Raw genomic sequence first — 20,414 nt, 5'->3', positions numbered from 1 at the left:
TTCTCTTAACTATTTATCTCTCTCGATAATTAGCTAGAGATGCAGATAAAAAATTAAAGGTAATTATTCTCAGATAAAGATGCTGGTTAACAGGGAATAGACTCGTTTATTGATGGGCATAATGACAAGAAAAACATACGGCCCGAAATAATGTCTTTCGGGCCATACTGTGTTTACTCAAACAAATTAAAATGCAGCTTCTGCACCACCTGCTCGGCATCTTCGCCGGGCACCAGGAAGCACAGGTTATGGCTGGATGCGCCGTAGCAAATCATGCGGATGTTAAACGGTTCCAGTACGCCAAATACCTCTTTGCCAACGCCGCAGGCTTTTGACAGGTCATTACCAATTAACGCGACCAGTGCCAGACCTTCTTCCACTTCTACCCGGCATAGTGCAGACAGCTCCATCAGCAGGGATTGCGTCAGCAATGTATCGCCAGTGGAGGTGGAACCGGTGGTATCAAGTGTCAACGCCACGCTCACTTCGGAGGTGGTGATGAGATCCACCGAAATATTATGCCGCGCGAGAATGCCGAAAACTTCCGCGAGGAAACCGCGAGAATGCAGCATATTCAGGCTGTGCAAAGTGAGCAGAGTCTGATTACGACGAAGCGCCAGGGCACGGAACAGCGGCGGATTTTCAGTTTTATTGCACACCAGCGTACCACCTGCACGTGGGTCTTTACTGGAGCCGACAAACACCGGAATATCGCTGCGTACTGCGGGTAGCAATGTTGCCGGATGCAGTACTTTTGCACCAAAAGTTGCCATCTCTGCCGCTTCGGCAAACGCGATTTCATCAATACGTTTTGCTGCGGTGACCACGCGTGGATCGGTGGTGTAGATGCCTGGGACATCGGTCCAGATATCAACACGAGAAGCGTGTAAGGCCTCCGCCAGCAAGGCTGCCGTATAATCGCTGCCTCCACGGCCAAGCGTCGTTGTACGACCTTTACTTTCGCTGCCGATAAATCCTTGGGTGATCACTAAGCCTTCATTGAGGCGCGGGAGCAGCTGCAGCGCGGTCAGTTCCGCCAGCGCGGCTACGTCTGGCTCTGCACGACCAAATCGGTCATTAGTACGCATCACTTTACGTACATCAAACCACTGTGCCTGAATATCGCGTTCGCGCAGGATCTCAACAAACAGCAGGGTCGACATCAGCTCGCCGTGGCTGACCAGTTCATCTGTCAGCGCCGGAGACGTTGCCAGCGCCGCCGCTTCTGCCAGAACAGTAATGTTCTCCAGCAGACGTTCAATCTCTTCACGGATAACGTTCGGGTAACGCAGACGTTCCAGAATGGCAAACTGGATATTGCGGATTGCGTCGAGTTTTTCGAATCGCTCGCCAGGTTCCAGTCCTTCAGCTAAAGCGACCAGTAGATTAGTGATACCAGCAGAAGCCGAGAGGACAACTAAACGTACGTTGGCATCAGAAAGCACAATATCGGCGCTGCGGTTCATCGCGTCAAAATCAGCTACGCTGGTACCGCCAAATTTGGAGACAACAATTTCAGACATAACTACCTCGTGTCAGGGGATCCATTTTCAGCCTTGGCACAAGGGAAGAGCGGAAGACGGGTGGGCGCAGAGCGATACTTCGCTACTATTTTCACCCAGAAGTGCTCCACCACTTGCGAAACGCCCGACTGCGAACGCTTCTGGTGACAACCCAGGGGATTCAGCCCCTGTAGCCGATGATGAACGTGGCCAGCCGTTCAATCACCTCGGCGATGCACCCCCTCAGGTGTTATCACAGGACTGGCTCCTCCAACACCGTTACTTGGGCAACGCGCCTCTTCTGGCCTGCGCTAGCGCAGGTAGTACATTTATAAATAAAGGGTGAGCGGGGCGGTTGTCAACGATGGGGTCATGCGGATTTTTCATCCACTCCTGGCGGTCAGTAGTTCAACTAATAAATGCTTCATCGCGCTAAGGGTTTACACTCAACATTACGCTAACGGCACTAAAACCATCACATTTTTCTGTGACTGGCGCTACAATCTTCCAAAGTCACAATTCTCAAAATCAGAAGAGTATTGCTAATGAAAAACATCAATCCAACGCAGACCGCGGCCTGGCAGGCACTACAGAAACACTTCGATGAAATGAAAGACGTTACGATCGCCGATCTTTTTGCTAAAGACGGCGATCGTTTTTCTAAGTTCTCCGCAACCTTCGACGATCAGATGCTGGTGGATTACTCCAAAAACCGCATCACTGAAGAGACGCTGGCGAAATTACAGGATCTGGCGAAAGAGTGCGATCTGGCGAGTGCGATTAAGTCGATGTTCTCTGGCGAGAAGATCAACCGCACTGAAAACCGCGCCGTACTGCACGTAGCGTTGCGTAACCGTAGCAATACCCCGATTCTGGTTGATGGCAAAGATGTCATGCCGGAAGTTAACGCCGTGCTGGAGAAGATGAAAACCTTCTCGGAAGCGATTATTTCCGGTGAGTGGAAAGGCTATACCGGCAAAGCAATCACTGACGTAGTGAACATCGGGATCGGCGGTTCTGACCTCGGGCCGTACATGGTGACCGAAGCACTGCGTCCGTACAAAAATCACCTGAACATGCACTTTGTTTCTAACGTCGATGGAACTCACATCGCGGAAGTGCTGAAAAAAGTAAACCCGGAAACCACGCTGTTCCTGGTAGCATCTAAAACCTTCACCACTCAGGAAACCATGACCAACGCCCATAGCGCGCGTGACTGGTTCCTGAAAGCGGCAGGTGATGAGAAACACGTTGCGAAACACTTTGCGGCGCTCTCAACCAATGCCAAAGCCGTTGGTGAGTTTGGTATTGATACCGCCAACATGTTCGAGTTCTGGGACTGGGTCGGCGGTCGTTACTCTTTATGGTCAGCGATTGGCTTGTCGATTGTTCTCTCCATCGGCTTTGATAACTTCGTTGAACTGCTTTCCGGCGCACACGCGATGGACAAGCATTTCTCCACCACGCCTGCAGAGAAAAACCTGCCTGTACTGCTGGCGCTGATCGGCATCTGGTACAACAATTTCTTTGGCGCGGAAACTGAAGCGATTCTGCCGTACGACCAGTATATGCACCGTTTCGCAGCGTACTTCCAGCAGGGCAATATGGAGTCCAACGGCAAGTATGTAGACCGTAACGGTAACGTTGTGGATTACCAGACTGGCCCGATTATCTGGGGTGAACCTGGCACGAACGGTCAGCACGCGTTCTACCAGCTGATCCACCAGGGTACGAAGATGGTGCCATGCGATTTCATCGCCCCGGCTATCACCCATAACCCGCTCTCTGATCATCACCAGAAACTGCTGTCTAACTTCTTCGCTCAGACCGAAGCGCTGGCGTTTGGTAAATCCCGCGAAGTGGTTGAGCAGGAATATCGCGATCAGGGTAAAGATCCGGCAACGCTTGACTACGTGGTACCGTTCAAAGTGTTCGAAGGTAACCGCCCGACTAACTCCATCCTGCTGCGTGAAATCACTCCGTTCAGCCTGGGTGCGTTGATTGCGCTGTATGAGCACAAAATCTTTACTCAGGGCGTGATCCTGAACATCTTCACCTTCGACCAGTGGGGCGTGGAGCTGGGTAAACAGCTGGCGAACCGTATTCTGCCAGAGCTGAAAGATGACAAAGAAATCAGCAGCCACGATAGCTCGACCAATGGTCTGATTAACCGCTATAAAGCGTGGCGCGGTTAATCATCGTTCATGCCTGATGCCGCTATGTAGGCCGGATAAGGCGTTTACGCCGCATCCGGCAACTGGTGCCTGATGCGACGCTTTACGCGTCTTATCAGGCCTACAGATCGATGCCGATATGTACATCGTATTCGGCAATTAATGCATAGCACGGTTAATTAAATAACCTTAATAACAATGCCGACTATAAGTCGGCATTGTTTTATCAGATAAATCCCCTTGTCTGTGATTTAACGAAAATCATACCGTGAGGTTAATCCTAAAATAGATTTTTAATCATGATTGATTTCGGAAAATACGTAGGTTAATTATTTTTGATTTTGTTTTAAATTTTTGATTTTAAATATTATTTATATATAAGTTGAAACTTATATTTGATATTCATTCCAATTATCTTAAAACCCCATCACTAATTCCCCACGCCGTAATTCGCATGCTTTAGTTGTGTATACTCAATCCCGCCCGAAATGTTTTTGGGTAAATCTCCATTCATTCAATGAAGGGAAATTGTTATGAAAAAAGTTCTGTATGGCATTTTTGCCATATCTGCGCTTGCGGCGACTTCTGCGTGGGCTGCACCTGTACAGGTGGGCGAAGCGGCAGGGGCGGCAGCAACGTCGGTTTCGGCGGGTAGCTCCTCCGCGACCAGCGTCAGCACCGTAAGCTCGGCGGTGGGTGTCGCGCTCGCGGCAACCGGTGGCGGTGATGGTTCTAATACCGGGACCACCACAACCACGACCACCAGTACCCAGTAATAAAGTATGTATCCCTAAAATAATTCGAGTCATCGCATCTGTGGCTTGAAGTATGACGGGGATTAACCATAACCACACTCCGGTGTGGTTATTCTGCCCCTCTGGAGAAGAGTCGTGAAGCGACCTGCACTCATTCTTATCTGCCTGCTATTACAGGCTTGTTCAGCCACGACTAAAGAGCTGGGCAATTCACTGTGGGACAGTCTGTTCGGTACGCCAGGCGTACAGCTGACGGACGATGATATTCAAAATATGCCCTATGCCAGCCAGTACATGCAGCTTAATGGCGGGCCGCAGTTGTTTGTGGTGCTGGCCTTCGCTGAAGACGGACAACAAAAATGGGTTACTCAGGATCAAGCCACTCTCGTCACACAACATGGTCGTCTGGTGAAGACTTTACTTGGCGGCGACAACCTGATTGAAGTGAATAACCTTGCCGCCGACCCGCTGATAAAACCCGCACAAATTGTTGATGGCGCAACCTGGACGCGCACGATGGGCTGGACCGAGTACCAGCAGGTGCGCTACGCCACCGCACGCTCGGTTTTCAAATGGGATGGCACCGATACCGTCAAAGTCGGTAGCGATGAAACTCCGGTTCGTGTGCTGGACGAAGAAGTCTCCACCGACCAGGCACGCTGGCATAACCGCTATTGGATCGACAGCGAAGGGCAAATTCGCCAGTCGGAACAGTATCTCGGCGCGGATTATTTCCCGGTGAAAACCACTCTCATCAAGGCGGCAAAACAATGATTAAACAAACTATTGCTGCGTTGATTATGAGCGTGGGAGCGTCATCGGTCTTTGCGGCAGGCACCGTCAAAGTGTTCAGTAATGGCAGCAATGAGGCCAAAACGCTGACAGGCGCAGAGCATTTAATTGATCTGGTAGGTCAACCGCGGCTCGCAAACAGTTGGTGGCCCGGAGCGGTGATTAGCGAAGAGCTGGCAACGGCGGCGGCATTACGGCAGCAGCAGGCGTTGCTGACAAGGCTGGCAGAACTGGCCTCAGAATCCAGCACCGACGATGCCGCCGCCATTAACGCCTTACGCCAGCAAATTCAGGCGTTGAAGGTGACGGGCAGACAAAAAATCAATCTTGATCCTGATATCGTGCGCGTTGCCGAACGCGGTAACCCGCCGTTGCAGGGCAACTACACGCTGTGGGTCGGACCACCACCGTCCACGGTCACGTTATTCGGGCTTATCAGCCGTCCTGGCAATCAGCCATTCACTCCCGGTCGCGACGTGGCGAGCTATCTCTCCGGGCAAAGTCTGCTTAGCGGCGCGGATCGCAGCTACGCGTGGGTCGTTTATCCGGATGGACGCACGCAAAAAGCACCGGTGGCTTACTGGAACAAGCGTCACGTAGAGCCGATGCCCGGCAGCATTATTTATGTTGGCCTCGCGGACTCCGTCTGGAGTGAGACGCCTGATGCCCTTAACGCTGACATTCTTCAGACTCTGACGCAGCGGATACCGCAATAATGAAAAAAAGACATCTGCTTAGTTTACTGGCGCTGGGCATTTGCACGGCTTGCTACGGCGAAACATATCCTGCGCCCATTGGTCCGTCGCAATCGGATTTCGGTGGTGTAGGATTATTACAAACACCTACCGCGCGCATGGCGTGGGAAGGGGAGTTGAGTCTGAACTATCGCGATAACGATCAGTACCGTTATTACTCAGCTTCAGTGCAACTCTTCCCGTGGTTGGAAACAACGCTGCGTTATACCGACGTGCGCACTCGGCAGTACAGCAGCGTAGAAGCGTTCTCTGGTGATCAAACGTATAAAGATAAAGCCTTCGATCTCAAACTGCGTTTATGGGAAGAGAGTTACTGGCTGCCGCAGATAGCGGTTGGTGCGCGGGATATCGGCGGTACGGGGCTGTTCGATGCGGAATATCTTGTCGCCAGCAAAGCCTGGGGGCCATTCGATTTTACGCTCGGCCTGGGCTGGGGATATCTGGGCACCAGCGGTAACGTGAAAAATCCGCTCTGTTCAGCCAGTGACAAATATTGCTATCGCGATAACAGCTACAAACAAGCGGGATCTATCGACGGCAGCCAGATGTTCCACGGTCCGGCCTCACTGTTTGGCGGCGTGGAATACCAGACGCCCTGGCAGCCGCTGCGTCTGAAACTGGAGTATGAAGGCAATAATTATCAGCAGGATTTTGCCGGGAAGCTGGAGCAAAAAAGTAAGTTTAACGTCGGGGCGATTTATCGCGTTACCGATTGGGCCGACGTTAACCTTAGCTATGAACGCGGTAACACCTTTATGTTTGGCGTCACGCTGCGTACCAACTTTAACGATCTACGCCCGTCCTACAACGATAACGCCCGCCCGCAATATCAACCGCAGCCGCAGGATGCCATTTTGCAGCATTCGGTGGTGGCGAATCAGTTAACGCTGTTGAAATACAACGCCGGACTGGCCGATCCGCAGATCCAGACGAAAGGCGATACGCTGTACGTCACCGGTGAGCAGGTGAAATATCGTGATTCGCGTGAAGGGATCATCCGTGCTAATCGGATCGTGATGAACGATCTGCCGGAGGGGATCAAGACGATCCGCGTTACAGAAAATCGCCTTAACATGCCGCAGGTGACGACGGAAACCGATGTCGCCAGCCTGAAAAATCATCTCGCCGCAGAGCCGTTGGGCCACGAAACGACGCTGGCGCAAAAACGCGTCGAGCCGGTAGTTCCTGCGTCCACCGAGCAGGGCTGGTATATCGACAAATCGCGCTTTGATTTCCATATCGATCCGGTGCTGAACCAGTCGGTCGGGGGCCCGGAAAACTTTTACATGTACCAGTTGGGCGTGATGGGAACGGCGGATTTGTGGCTGACGGACCATCTGCTGACCACCGGTAGCCTGTTTGCTAACCTGGCGAACAATTACGACAAGTTTAATTACACCAATCCACCGCAGGACTCGCACTTACCGCGCGTTCGTACCCATGTGCGTGAGTATGTGCAGAATGATGTCTATGTGAATAACCTGCAAGCCAACTATTTCCAGCATCTGGGCAACGGCTTCTACGGTCAGGTCTACGGTGGTTATCTCGAAACCATGTTTGGCGGCGCGGGGGCAGAAGTATTGTATCGCCCGCTGGATAGCAACTGGGCGTTTGGTCTGGATGCTAACTACGTTAAACAGCGCGACTGGCGTAGCGCGAAAGATATGATGAAATTCACCGATTACAGCGTGAAAACTGGTCATTTGACCGCCTACTGGACGCCATCTTTCGCTCAGGATGTGTTAGTGAAAGCCAGCGTCGGGCAATATCTGGCAGGGGATAAAGGCGGCACGCTGGAAATCGCCAAACGCTTTGACAGCGGCGTGGTAGTGGGTGGGTATGCCACGATCACGAATGTTTCGAAAGAGGAGTACGGCGAAGGGGACTTCACCAAAGGCGTGTATATCTCTGTACCGTTGGATCTCTTCTCGTCTGGCCCGACTCGTAGCCGAGCGGCAATTGGCTGGACGCCGCTGACGCGTGACGGTGGTCAGCAACTTGGGCGTAAGTTCCAGTTGTATGACATGACCAGCGACCGAAGCGTCAATTTCCGCTAAGTCAGAGGAAAGGTGCCAGTTTTCGCACTCACTGGCACCTTCATTCTTAATGGCCTGTCGAGCCATCAGGAACGCAGTTCACCCCCGGTTTGCGATCTGGTGTGTAAAGGCGAAAACATTCTGTTTTCCTGTCCGTCGATATTGGTTGCAGGTCTGGTTGCCTGAGCGACTGGGCCATCATTGGGCTGGAGACATTGCTTTGCGGTAAGTCGGCTTTATCAGCAGTACCGAGCGGACCAGCATAAGCAGGAAGGACAGAGACTGATAACATCAAAGCAGCAAAATAAGGCTTCATTTTTACCACCTTTATCAGGTTACGTTTCATTTGTTCCAGAGGAACATTGTCGATTTTTCGCGCATTGCTGGTGGCTGGGAATCACCTGAATGGGTGATTTTTTGGGCTGTGTGTTTTGCCAGATACGATGTTGATGGGAGATGCCCACTTAATCCAGGTTGAACAAAACATACACAAAAAATATAGATCTCCGTCACATTTTTGCGTTATACAGGAAGTTCGCCACTGTGATGGAGGTACTGCTATGACGTCACTCTCTCGTCCGCGCGTGGAGTTTATCTCCACCATTTTGCAGACCGTACTCAATCTTGGCCTGTTGTGCCTCGGCCTGATTTTGGTTGTCTTCCTCGGCAAAGAAACGGTGCATCTGGCTGATGTGCTGTTCGCGCCAGAACAAGCCAGCAAATATGAGCTGGTGGAAGGGCTGGTGGTTTACTTTCTCTATTTCGAATTTATCGCGTTGATTGTGAAGTACTTTCAGTCCGGTTTTCACTTTCCCTTGCGTTACTTTGTCTATATCGGGATCACCGCCATTGTGCGCTTGATCATCGTCGATCATAAATCACCACTGGATGTGTTGATCTACTCGGCAGCGATCCTGCTACTGGTGATCACCTTATGGCTGTGTAATTCGAAACGGCTGAAGCGGGAGTAAAAAAAGGCGCTCCATAGAGCGCCGAATAACAGTCACAAGTTGGGATAACGTAAGTTGAGGGTGTAGCGGCATAACATTGGCAGAACAACATCTTTAACCTTTCACACCACCTGCCGTCAGTCCGTTGACCAGCCAGCGTTGAGCCAGCAAGAAGACGATGGTGATCGGTAATGCAGACATCACGGCAGCGGCGGCAAAGTCACCCCACAGGTAGTTTTGCGGGTTGAGGTATTGCTGCATTCCCACGGCCAGGGTGTAGCTGTTTACGTCACGCAGTAACAACGACGCGACCGGAACTTCAGTAATGGCAGCGATAAACGACAGGATGAACACCACCGCCAGAATCGGCACTGACAGCGGCAACAGGACAAGGCGGAAGGCCTGCCACGGTGTTGCACCATCCAGCGCCGCCGCTTCTTCCAGCGAACTGTCGATGGTTTCGAAATAGCCTTTGATGGTCCAGACATGCAGCGCAATCCCCCCCAGGTACGCGAAGATTACGCCGCCGTGAGTATTCAGGCCGATGAATGGAATGTACTCACCCAAACGATCAAATAACGCATACAACGCTACCAGTGAAAGCACCGCCGGGAACATCTGGAAAATCAGCATGCCTTTCAGCAGTGTCGCTTTACCAGGAAAGCGCATACGGGCGAAAGCGTAGGCGCAGGTGGTGGATAGCGCAACAATGCCAATCGCGGAAATTCCGGCGACCTTTACTGAGTTCCACAGCCACAGCAGTACCGGGAACGGCGGTGGCGTAATGCGCCCATCAGCCTGTTCAACGCTAAAACCTAACGCCAGTTTCCAGTGATCCCAGGAGATTTGTTCCGGGATCAGGCTACCAGTCGCGAAGTTCCCCTGACGCAGAGAGATAGCGACGACCATCAGCAGCGGGAACATAATCGCCGCGATAAAAAGTAGCAGTAGCAGATGAGTAATAAACAAACGTGCTTTTTGCGATTTCGGTTGGACCATTGCCATTTTTGTTATCTCCCTTAATCAAACTTCATTCGCGTGGCTTTCAGGTTGACGATCGCCAGCGCACCCACCAGCAGGAAGATCAGCGTGGCAATTGCCGCCGCCAGACCGAAGTCCTGACCACCGCCGCCTTCAAAGGCGATGCGGTAGGTGTAGTTAACGAGCAGGTCGGTATAACCGGCTGGCGTGGTAGTGCCAAGACGATCCGGGCCGCCGTTAGTTAACAGTTGAATCAGCACGAAGTTGTTAAAGTTAAAGGCGAAGCTGGCGATCATTAGCGGTGTGAGCGGCTTAATCAGCAGCGGCAGCGTAATTTTAAAGAAGTTCTGGAATGGACCTGCGCCATCCATTGCTGAGGCTTCATACAGATCGTCCGGAATCGCTTTCAACAAGCCCATGCAGAGGATCATCATGTACGGATAACCCAGCCAGGTGTTGACGATAATCAGCATCGTGCGGGCAGTGGTCGGATCGCTAAACCAGGCAGGCTTCACGCCAAATAGCGCGCTCAACATCATGTTGATTTCACCGAAGCTCTGGTTAAACAACCCTTTGAAAATCAAGATTGAAATAAACGATGGCACCGCGTAGGGCAGAATCAGCAGGACACGATAGACCGCTTTGCCGCGCAACGCTTCCCACTGCACCAGACACGCCAGAACCATGCCGACCGCCACTGTTAAAAAGACGGTGATTAGCGAGAACACCACGGTCCAGACGAAAATGGCGAGGAACGGTTTCTGAATGCCTTCGTCGGTGAAGACGCGGGTAAAGTTTTTCCAGCCGGTGGTCACGGTGTAACCGGGGCTTAACTTTTCATCGCCCCAGTTGCCGTCGGCGGTAATGGACTGGTAAAAACCAATTTGGTTATTCGGCCGATATTTCACACCGCTCTGGTTATTCGTCAGCGTGCCGTCACCGTCGAGTGTGTAGAGCGGCTGCGTGCCAGAAAACTGGCGCAGGGAGCTCATCATCACTTTGTTACCATCCGGCAGAATGGCAGTAATGTCACTCAGTGCCTGACGATTCTGGGTAATCACACGCAGATTCGCGCGCTCGCCTTCAGGCTGGGCGGCTGTTTCTTTTAGTTGCAGTTTTTGCTCGCCGCCAAATTTAAACGCGTCGGAGAGGTAATTTTTGCCAGTTTCGCCGTCGCTGAGCGCCAGTTGCCACTCATCGCCCGCCGGGTAAAGACCAAAGTTATAGGTTTTGCCTGCTTGCCAGGAGCGATCTAACAACACTTCCTGCGCACGTTCAAAAGTCAGCTGGTTAGTGCTGCTGTAGTTGGTGAAGGCAATGGCGATGGTGCAGACCAGAGGGAAAAGGACGAATAGCCCCATCCCAGCCATTCCCGGATAGACATAGCGCCAGGCGTAGGCTTTACGATTGGCGAAAATATACAGCCCCGCTGAACTCAATATCAGCGTGGTAATGGCGAACAGGTATTCCCCTTGTGCGTACATTAAAACAACAAGGTAACCCACCAGCAGGCCGAGCAGACCTAACACTGACCATTTCAGCGCGTCGCTTTGCCACCAATGTTTCTTTTTAATGACATCCATGGGGTTCTTCCTCATTCCAGGACAGATAAAGCATTTACGCCTTATCCGACAACAACTGCCTGATGCGACGCTGACGCGTCTTATCAGGCCTACATACGTTTCGGTTTTGTAGGCCGGATAAGGCGTTTACGCCGCATCCGGCATTTCACTGCATTACTTGGTGATACGAGTCTGTGCATCTTTCAGCGCTGCATCCACAGTCTGACGACCGCTGGCGGCGTTGATCACGGCAGTACGCACGGCATACCAGAAAGCGGACATCTGCGGGATGTTCGGCATAATTTCACCTTTCTGAGCGTTATCCATGGTGGCGGCAATACGAGGATCTTTCGCAAGTTCATCCTGATAGGACTTCAGCGCTACTGCACCCAGCGGTTTATCTTTATTAACCGCTTCCAGGCCTTCGTCAGTCAGCAGATAGTTTTCGAGGAACTCTTTCGCCAGCTCTTTGTTCGGACTGGCGGCGTTAATACCCGCGCTCAGTACGCCCACGAACGGTTTGGATGGCTGGCCCTTAAAGGTCGGCAGTACCGTTACACCATAATTCACTTTGCTGGTGTCGATGTTGGACCATGCCCACGGGCCGTTGATGGTCATCGCTGTTTCGCCTTTATTAAAGGCGGCTTCTGCGATGGAGTAATCGGTGTCCGCATTCATGTGTTTGTTTTTAATCAGGTCAACCAGGAAGGTCAGACCCGCTTTCGCGCCAGCGTTATCCACGCCCACGTCTTTAATGTCGTACTTGCCGTTTTCGTACTTGAACGCATAACCCCCGTCAGCAGCAATCAGCGGCCAGGTGAAGTACGGTTCTTGCAGGTTGAACATTAGCGCGCTCTTACCTTTCGCTTTCAGTTCTTTATCCAGCGCTGGGATCTCTTCCCATGTTTTTGGCGGGTTCGGCAGCAGATCTTTGTTATAAATCAGCGATAACGCTTCGACAGAAATTGGGTAAGCAATCAGCTTGCCGTTGTAACGTACGGCATCCCAGGTAAACGGATACAGCTTGTCCTGGAACGCTTTGTCTGGGGTGATTTCAGCCAACAGGCCAGATTGAGCATAGCCACCAAAGCGGTCGTGCGCCCAGAAGATAATGTCAGGGCCATCGCCAGTTGCCGCAACCTGAGGGAATTTCTCTTCCAGTTTATCCGGATGCTCAACGGTGACTTTAATTCCTGTATCTTTCTCGAATTTCTTACCGACTTCAGCGAGGCCGTTGTAGCCTTTGTCGCCGTTAATCCAGATTACCAGTTTACCTTCTTCGATTTTGGCGAGAGCCGAGGCGGAAAACATCATCGTCGTTAATGCGGATAATGCGAGGATGCGTGCACCTGTTTTTATTTTCATAATCTATGGTCCTTGTTGGTGAAGTGCTCGTGAAAACACCTAAACGGACTCTAGTTTCTTTATACGGCAACCTCTTTCCATCCTCCTTGCCCCTACGCCCCTCCGTTGCTTTGTGTGATCTCTGTTACAGAATTGGCGGTAATGTGGAGATGCGCACATAAAATCGCCACGATTTTTGCAAGCAACTTCACGAAATTCCTTACATGGTCTCGGTTTAGTTCACAGAAGCCGCGTTCTCATCCTCCCGCCTCCTCCCCCATAAAAAAGCCAGGGGGTGGAGGATTTAAGCCATCTTCTGATGACGCATAGTCAGCCCATCATGAATGTTGCTGTCGATGACAGGTTGTAACAAAGGGAGAAGGGCATGGCGAGCGTACAGCTGCAAAATGTAACGAAAGCCTGGGGCGAGGTCGTGGTATCGAAAGATATCAATCTCGACATCCATGAAGGTGAATTCGTGGTGTTTGTCGGGCCGTCTGGCTGCGGAAAATCGACTTTACTGCGCATGATTGCCGGGCTTGAGACGATCACCAGCGGCGACCTGTTCATCGGTGAGAAACGGATGAATGACACACCGCCAGCAGAACGCGGCGTTGGTATGGTGTTCCAGTCTTACGCGCTCTATCCCCACCTGTCAGTAGCAGAAAACATGTCATTTGGCCTGAAACTGGCAGGCGCAAAAAAAGAGGTGATTAACCAACGCGTCAACCAGGTGGCGGAAGTGCTGCAACTGGCGCATTTGCTGGATCGCAAACCGAAAGCGCTCTCTGGTGGTCAGCGTCAGCGTGTGGCGATTGGCCGTACGCTGGTGGCCGAGCCAAGCGTATTTTTGCTCGATGAACCGCTCTCCAACCTTGATGCCGCACTGCGTGTGCAAATGCGTATCGAAATCTCCCGCCTGCATAAACGCCTGGGCCGCACGATGATTTACGTCACCCACGATCAGGTCGAAGCGATGACGCTGGCCGACAAAATCGTGGTGCTGGACGCCGGTCGCGTGGCGCAGGTTGGGAAACCGCTGGAGCTGTACCACTATCCGGCAGACCGCTTTGTCGCCGGATTCATCGGTTCGCCAAAGATGAACTTCCTGCCGGTAAAAGTGACCGCCACCGCAATCGATCAAGTGCAGGTGGAACTGCCGATGCCGAATCGTCAGCAAGTCTGGCTGCCGGTTGAAAGCCGTGATGTCCAGGTTGGAGCCAATATGTCGCTGGGTATTCGCCCGGAACATCTACTGCCGAGTGATATCGCTGACGTCATCCTTGAGGGTGAAGTTCAGGTCGTCGAGCAGCTCGGCAACGAAACTCAAATCCATATCCAGATCCCTTCCATTCGTCAAAACCTGGTGTACCGCCAGAACGACGTGGTGTTGGTAGAAGAAGGTGCCACATTCGCTATCGGTCTGCCGCCAGAGCGTTGCCATCTGTTCCGTGAGGATGGCACTGCATGTCGTCGACTGCATAAGGAGCCGGGCGTTTAAGCACCCCACAAAACACACAAAGCCTGTCACAGGTGATGTGAAAAAAGAAAAGCAATGACTCAGGAGATAGAATGATGATTACTCTGCGCAAACTTCCTCTGGCGGTTGCCGTCGCAGCGGGCGTAATGTCTGCTCAGGCAATGGCTGTTGATTTCCACGGCTATGCACGTTCCGGTATTGGCTGGACAGGTAGCGGCGGCGAACAACAGTGTTTCCAGACTACCGGTGCTCAAAGTAAATACCGTCTTGGCAACGAATGTGAAACTTATGCTGAATTAAAATTGGGTCAGGAAGTGTGGAAAGAGGGCGATAAGAGCTTTTATTTCGACACTAACGTGGCCTATTCCGTCGCACAACAAAATGACTGGGAAGCTACCGATCCAGCCTTCCGTGAAGCAAACGTGCAGGGTAAAAACCTGATTGAATGGCTGCCAGGCTCCACCATCTGGGCAGGTAAGCGTTTCTACCAACGTCATGACGTTCATATGATCGACTTCTACTACTGGGATATTTCTGGTCCTGGTGCCGGTCTGGAAAACATCGATGTTGGCTTTGGTAAACTCTCTCTGGCAGCAACCCGCTCCTCTGAAGCTGGTGGTTCTTCCTCTTTCGCCAGCAATAATATTTATGACTATACCAACGAAACCGCGAACGACGTTTTCGACGTACGTTTAGCGCAGATGGAAATCAACCCGGGCGGCACGTTAGAGCTGGGCGTCGACTACGGTCGTGCCAACCTGCGTGATAACTATCGTCTGGTTGATGGTGCATCGAAAGATGGCTGGTTATTCACTGCAGAACATACTCAGAGTGTCCTGAAGGGCTTTAACAAGTTTGTTGTTCAGTACGCTACTGACTCGATGACCTCACAGGGTAAAGGTCTGTCGCAGGGTTCTGGCGTTGCGTTTGATAACGAAAAATTTGCCTACAATATCAATAACAACGGTCACATGCTTCGTATCCTCGACCATGGTGCGATCTCCATGGGCGACAACTGGGACATGATGTACGTGGGTATGTACCAGGATATCAACTGGGATAACGACAACGGCACCAAATGGTGGACCGTTGGTATTCGCCCGATGTACAAGTGGACGCCAATCATGAGCACCGTGATGGAAATCGGCTACGACAACGTCGAATCCCAGCGCACTGGTGACAAGAACAATCAGTACAAAATTACCCTCGCGCAACAATGGCAGGCTGGCGACAGCATCTGGTCACGCCCGGCTATTCGTGTCTTCGCAACCTACGCCAAGTGGGATGAGAAATGGGGTTATGACTACAACGGTAGCTCTTCAACCAACCCATACTACGGCAAAGCTGTTCCAGCTGATTTCAACGGCGGCAGCTTCGGACGTGGCGACAGCGACGAGTGGACCTTCGGTGCTCAGATGGAAATCTGGTGGTAATAGCAAAACCTGGGCCGGATAAGGCGTTCGCGCCGCATCCGGCAATCAGCGCCTGATGCGACGCTTGCGCGTCTTATCAGGCCTACAACGGCTGTCAAATGTAGGCCGGATAAGGCGTTCGCGCCGCATCCGGCATAAAAACAGGTTGTCATTATCTGAAAGGGGCGAAAGCCCCTCTGATTATCGGGTTTGGCGCGCTATTGCCTGGCTACCGCTGAACTCCAGATTTTGAGGTGAAAACAATGAAAATGAATAAAAGTCTCATCGCCCTCTGTTTATCAGCAGGGTTGCTGGCAAGCGCGCCTGGAATCAGCCTTGCCGATGTTAACTACGTACCGCAAAACACCAGCGACGCGCCAGCCATTCCATCTGCCGCGCTGCAACAACTCACCTGGACACCGGTCGATCAATCGAAAACCCAGACCACCCAACTGGCGACCGGCGGCCAACAACTGAACGTCCCCGGCATCAGTGGTCCGGTTGCTGCGTACAGCGTCCCGGCAAACATTGGCGAACTGACACTAACGCTGACCAGCGAAGTGAACAAACAAACCAGCGTATTTGCGCCGAACGTGCTGATTCTTGATCAGAACATGACCCCATCAGCCTTCTTCCCCAGCAGTTATTTCACCTACCAGGAACCAGGCGTGATGAGTGCAGATCGGCTGGAAGGTGTTATGCGCCTGACACCGGCGTTGGGGCAGCAAAAACTTTATGTTCTGGTCTTTACCACAGAAAAAGATCTCCAGCAGACGACCCAACTGCTCGACCCGGCTAAAGCCTATGCCAAAGGCGTCGGTAACTCGATCCCGGATATTCCTGACCCGGTTGCTCGTCATACCACCGATGGCTTACTGAAACTGAAAGTCAAAACGAACTCCAGTTCCAGCGTGTTGGTGGGGCCGCTATTTGGTTCTTCCGCTCCAGCTCCGGTTACGGTAGGCAACACGGCGGCACCAGCTGTGGCTGCACCCGCTCCGGCACCAGTGAAGAAAAGCGAGCCGATGCTCAACGACACGGAAAGTTATTTTAATACCGCGATCAAAAACGCTGTCGCGAAAGGTGATGTTGATAAGGCGTTAAAACTGCTTGATGAAGCTGAACGCCTGGGGTCGACATCTGCCCGTTCCACCTTTATCAGCAGTGTAAAAGGCAAGGGGTAATTACGCCCCACAGTGCTGATTTTGCAACAACTGGTGCGTCTCCTGGCGCACCTTTTTTTATGCTTATTTCCTGGGATATGAGCGATTTTTTATAGTACTTCGCTTCTTCTTCACTAAGAATGTGCATTATCTCAATGCCATATCAGAGATTCTTTTCCTATCCCCGGTAGTGTCTGGACGCTCAGGCTACTTTTCCAGGTTATTTTATTTCTGTAATACAGAGGTTTTATGATAGGTCATATCACAAATTCTGGCGGCAATAACTCTTTGATGAAACATGATGTGGTGCAAGGAAATAATAAATTAGATCTTGATTTACTACGTAATTTCAATGGGGTACCAGGGTTAAATCGAGAAAATTTTATTTATATCAGCAATATATTTTTAAATATAAAACAACGGAACGAAAAAAATCATTCAATAAATATGTTTCGTGAAGTCTCAATCAGTAATGATATTATAAGCGTAAAATTTTATAGAAATGAAAAAATAGAATGTGCTTGTGATTTTCTGATGGATAAAGATGCGCAGGGGTATATCGACCTGTCTGATTTGGATTTAACAAGTTGCCATTTTAAAGGTGACGTTATTTCGGAGGTATCTTTTTTATCGTCAAATCTACAACATGCAACTTTCGAATGTAAAGAAATTGAGAATTGCAATTTTACTAAGGCAACAGTTAATAATGTCATATTTAAATGTCGACGTTTACACAATGTGATTTTTCTCAAAACGAGTGGCGAATGTGTTGATTTTAGCCAAAATATTCTTGATACAGTTGACTTCTCGCAGAGTCAACTTGGTCATAGTAATTTTCGCGAATGTCAGATTAAAAATTCAAACTTCGATAATTGTTATCTTTATGCTTCGCACTTCACCAGAGCAGAATTTCTTTCTACCAAAGAAATATCATTTATTAAATCGAATCTGACAGCTGTTATGTTTGATCATGTGCGAATGTCGACAGGGAATTTTAAAGACTGCATTACAGAGAAATTGGCATTAACGATTGATTACTCAGATATATTTGGTAATGAAGATCTTGATGGTTATATCAATGGCATTATCCAAATGATTAATACGTTGCCTGATAATGCAGTGAAATTAAAATCCGTTCTGGCAGTCAAACTGGTGATACAATTAAAAATTCTTAATATTGTTAATAAAAACTTTATTGAGAATATGAAAAACACATTTAGTCATTATCCTTATGTGAGCAATCCAATTATACGTAGCTATTTATATCATGATGAAGATGATAAGTTCGATATCTTTATGCGTCAACATCGTTTTAGTAAGGTGAAATTTGATGTCACACAGATGAATACTTTCATTAATAGATTTCGTGTGAATAAATGGTTGATTGATCAAAATAATAATTTTTTTATCCAACTTATCGATCAGGCTCTACGATCATCGGATGAGATTATCAGAGAAAATGCCTGGTATCTTTATAAAGAGTGGATACGCAGTGATAATATATCACCTGTATTTAAAGAAGTTGACGATTATTTAAGAACATTTAACGCCAAGCAATTAACACAAAACGACAATATCTTTATCCTGTTCTCCTCTGTCGATGATGGGCCAGTTATGGTGGTAAGCTCCCAGCGCTTACATGATATGTTGAATCCTACAAAAGATACCCATTGGAATTCCCCCTATATCTTTAAATCCAGACATGAAATGCTGCCTGTTAATATTACTCCGGAAACACTTTTCGGCTCCACATCTCATGATGAACATGCGCTTTTCCCAATTTTTACTGCAAGTTGGCGAGCTATCCATAAAAAGAATAAAGGTGTGTAAGTAAAGGAAAACATCACCATTCCGGGCATCCCGGGCGGTGATGCCCCTATGGTTGCTCTTGCCAGCACGGGCATCGGCAAGCGTAAGGTTCAACAGCGTTTTATCACTTCATGCGATTGTTGCGTTTTTGTTGCGCATTAGATCACTTAATTTGCTATACATCTCCCGTAAACACTTTTCTGCGATACAATGCCTTTACGTTATGTAACGGAGAGTTCGGCATGTCACACCCCGCGTTAACGCAACTGCGTGCGCTGCGCTATTTTACAGAGATCCCTTCCCTGGATCCGCAACTGCTCGACTGGTTGTTGCTGGAAGATTCCATGACGAAACGTTTTGAGCAGCAGGGAAAAACAGTGAGCGTGACGATGATCCGCGAAGGGTTTGTCGGGCAGAATGAAATCCACGAAGAACTGCCATTGTTGCCGAAAGAGTCCCGTTACTGGTTACGTGAAATTTTGTTATGTGCCGATGGTGAACCGTGGCTTGCCGGTCGTACCGTCGTTCCTGAGTCAACGTTAAGCGGGCCGGAGCTGGCGTTACAAAAATTGGGTAAAACGCCGTTAGGACGCTATCTGTTCACATCATCGACATTAACCCGGGACTTTATTGAGATAGGCCGTGATGCCGGACTGTGGGGGCGACGTTCCCGCCTGCGATTAAGCGGTAAACCGCTGTTGCTAACCGAACTGTTTTTACCGGCGTCACCGTTGTACTAAGAGGAAAAAAATATGGAGTGGAGTCTGACGCAGAATAAGCTGCTGGCGTTTCATCGCTTAATGCGTACGGATAAGCCAATTGGCGCGTTACTGCTGCTCTGGCCAACATTATGGGCGTTGTGGGTGGCGACACCGGGCGTTCCCCAGCTCTGGATCCTGGCGGTGTTTGTCGCGGGTGTCTGGCTGATGCGCGCTGCTGGTTGTGTGGTGAATGATTATGCTGACCGCAAGTTTGATGGTCATGTTAAGCGTACGGCGAACCGACCACTTCCCAGCGGCGCGGTAACGGAGAAAGAGGCGCGTGCGCTGTTTGTCGTGCTGGTACTGATTTCGTTTTTACTGGTGCTGACGCTGAATACGATGACCATTCTGTTGTCGATTGCCGCGCTGGCGCTGGCGTGGGTGTACCCGTTTATGAAGCGGTATACCCATCTACCGCAAGTGGTGCTGGGGGCGGCGTTTGGCTGGTCGATTCCAATGGCTTTTGCCGCTGTGAGTGAGTCGGTGCCGTTGAGTTGCTGGTTAATGTTCCTCGCCAATATTCTCTGGGCGGTGGCTTACGACACGCAGTATGCGATGGTTGACCGCGATGATGATGTGAAGATTGGCATTAAATCCACCGCAATCCTGTTCGGCCAATACGATAAATTGATTATTGGTATTTTGCAGATTGGCGTACTGGCGCTGATGGCGATCATCGGTGAGTTAAATGGCTTAGGCTGGGGATATTACTGGTCAATTCTGGTGGCTGGCGCGCTGTTTGTTTATCAACAAAAACTGATTGCCAACCGTGAGCGAGAAGCCTGCTTTAAGGCATTTATGAATAATAACTATGTTGGTCTGGTACTGTTTTTAGGGCTGGCAATGAGTTACTGGCATTTCTGATGATGTAAAAAAGCCGGATGATCATCCGGCTTTCTTCTGGGCTGCCTGATGCGCTGCGCTTCTCAGGCCTACAC

General features: G+C 50.3%; 17 protein-coding genes and 1 riboswitch. Of the genes, 12 read left to right on the top strand and 5 right to left on the bottom strand.

Features of this window, described 5'->3' with window-relative positions; all coding sequences use genetic code 11:
* Positions 1-173 precede the first annotated feature (173 nt).
* Positions 174-1,523: a lysine-sensitive aspartokinase 3 gene (lysC, locus tag AABJ99_RS22080; RefSeq protein ID WP_001290305.1), complete on the bottom strand. Its 1,350-nt coding sequence runs from the start codon at positions 1,521-1,523 to the stop codon at positions 174-176.
* Between the two features lie 91 nt (positions 1,524-1,614).
* Positions 1,615-1,811: riboswitch (Lysine riboswitch) on the bottom strand.
* Positions 1,812-2,047: 236 nt separating this feature from the next.
* On the opposite strand from lysC, the gene pgi reads away from it, so the two are divergent.
* From pgi to yjbH, 5 genes are all read left to right on the top strand, one after another.
* Positions 2,048-3,697 (top strand): glucose-6-phosphate isomerase, encoded by a 1,650-nt coding sequence (pgi, locus tag AABJ99_RS22075; protein WP_000790001.1) that lies wholly within the window; start codon positions 2,048-2,050, stop codon positions 3,695-3,697.
* Positions 3,698-4,209: 512 nt separating this feature from the next.
* Entirely contained in the window at positions 4,210-4,452 is a 243-nt protein-coding gene (gene yjbE, locus AABJ99_RS22070) for an exopolysaccharide production protein YjbE (protein ID WP_000757329.1), read from the top strand.
* Positions 4,453-4,566: 114 nt separating this feature from the next.
* Entirely contained in the window at positions 4,567-5,205 is a 639-nt protein-coding gene (yjbF, locus tag AABJ99_RS22065) for a YjbF family lipoprotein (RefSeq protein ID WP_001296632.1), read from the top strand.
* Positions 5,202-5,939: a capsule biosynthesis GfcC family protein gene (gene yjbG, locus AABJ99_RS22060; protein WP_039020359.1), complete on the top strand. Its 738-nt coding sequence runs from the start codon at positions 5,202-5,204 to the stop codon at positions 5,937-5,939. The genes yjbF and yjbG overlap by 4 nt, the downstream gene beginning before the upstream one ends.
* Positions 5,939-8,035, top strand: coding sequence for a YjbH domain-containing protein (yjbH, locus tag AABJ99_RS22055; RefSeq protein ID WP_338387452.1), 2,097 nt, complete (start codon positions 5,939-5,941; stop codon positions 8,033-8,035). Before yjbG ends, yjbH begins: the two co-directional genes overlap by 1 nt.
* 46 nt (positions 8,036-8,081) lie before the next feature.
* Here yjbH and AABJ99_RS22050 read toward each other — a convergent pair whose 3' ends face one another.
* Positions 8,082-8,360 carry a periplasmic protein gene (locus AABJ99_RS22050; protein ID WP_001295279.1) on the bottom strand — a complete coding sequence of 93 codons (279 nt, stop codon included), beginning with the start codon at positions 8,358-8,360 and terminating at the stop codon, positions 8,082-8,084.
* 214 nt (positions 8,361-8,574) lie between these two features.
* Between AABJ99_RS22050 and psiE the strand changes: the two genes are divergently transcribed.
* Positions 8,575-8,985, top strand: a complete 411-nt coding sequence (gene psiE / locus AABJ99_RS22045; RefSeq protein ID WP_000202899.1) for a phosphate-starvation-inducible protein PsiE — start codon at positions 8,575-8,577, stop codon at positions 8,983-8,985.
* Between the two features lie 93 nt (positions 8,986-9,078).
* On the opposite strand, the gene malG is transcribed toward psiE, so the two are convergent.
* From malG to malE, 3 genes are all read right to left on the bottom strand, one after another.
* Positions 9,079-9,969 (bottom strand): maltose ABC transporter permease MalG, encoded by an 891-nt coding sequence (malG, locus tag AABJ99_RS22040; RefSeq protein WP_001252058.1) that lies wholly within the window; start codon positions 9,967-9,969, stop codon positions 9,079-9,081.
* Between the two features lie 14 nt (positions 9,970-9,983).
* Positions 9,984-11,528, bottom strand: a complete 1,545-nt coding sequence (gene malF, locus AABJ99_RS22035; protein ID WP_001353545.1) for a maltose ABC transporter permease MalF — start codon at positions 11,526-11,528, stop codon at positions 9,984-9,986.
* 153 nt (positions 11,529-11,681) lie between these two features.
* Complete coding sequence (gene malE, locus AABJ99_RS22030; RefSeq protein ID WP_000695398.1) at positions 11,682-12,872, bottom strand: maltose/maltodextrin ABC transporter substrate-binding protein MalE; 1,191 nt, start codon at positions 12,870-12,872, stop codon at positions 11,682-11,684.
* A gap of 364 nt (positions 12,873-13,236) precedes the next feature.
* Here malE and malK point away from each other — a divergent pair, with 364 nt between their 5' ends.
* The 6 genes from malK to ubiA all read left to right on the top strand — a co-directional run bounded on the left by malK (position 13,237) and on the right by ubiA (position 20,340).
* Entirely contained in the window at positions 13,237-14,352 is a 1,116-nt protein-coding gene (gene malK / locus AABJ99_RS22025; protein WP_000179165.1) for a maltose/maltodextrin ABC transporter ATP-binding protein MalK, read from the top strand.
* A 71-nt stretch (positions 14,353-14,423) separates the two neighbouring features.
* Positions 14,424-15,764, top strand: coding sequence for a maltoporin LamB (lamB, locus tag AABJ99_RS22020; RefSeq protein ID WP_000973662.1), 1,341 nt, complete (start codon positions 14,424-14,426; stop codon positions 15,762-15,764).
* A gap of 242 nt (positions 15,765-16,006) precedes the next feature.
* Entirely contained in the window at positions 16,007-16,927 is a 921-nt protein-coding gene (malM, locus tag AABJ99_RS22015; RefSeq protein ID WP_000783444.1) for a maltose operon protein MalM, read from the top strand.
* Between the two features lie 228 nt (positions 16,928-17,155).
* A complete protein-coding gene (locus AABJ99_RS22010; RefSeq protein WP_039020362.1) occupies positions 17,156-18,736 on the top strand; it encodes a SopA family protein in 1,581 nt (526 codons plus the stop codon).
* Between the two features lie 221 nt (positions 18,737-18,957).
* The gene (ubiC, locus tag AABJ99_RS22005) at positions 18,958-19,455 is read left to right on the top strand and encodes a chorismate lyase (RefSeq protein WP_001353542.1); all 498 of its coding nucleotides are present in this window, start codon (positions 18,958-18,960) and stop codon (positions 19,453-19,455) included.
* A gap of 12 nt (positions 19,456-19,467) precedes the next feature.
* Positions 19,468-20,340, top strand: a complete 873-nt coding sequence (ubiA, locus tag AABJ99_RS22000; RefSeq protein ID WP_000455227.1) for a 4-hydroxybenzoate octaprenyltransferase — start codon at positions 19,468-19,470, stop codon at positions 20,338-20,340.
* Positions 20,341-20,414: the final 74 nt, after the last annotated feature.

The sequence above is a fragment of the Escherichia coli genome (assembly GCF_036503815.1).
Taxonomy (GTDB): Bacteria; Pseudomonadota; Gammaproteobacteria; order Enterobacterales; family Enterobacteriaceae; genus Escherichia; species Escherichia coli_F.
This window is presented reverse-complemented; position numbering and strand designations above follow the sequence as displayed.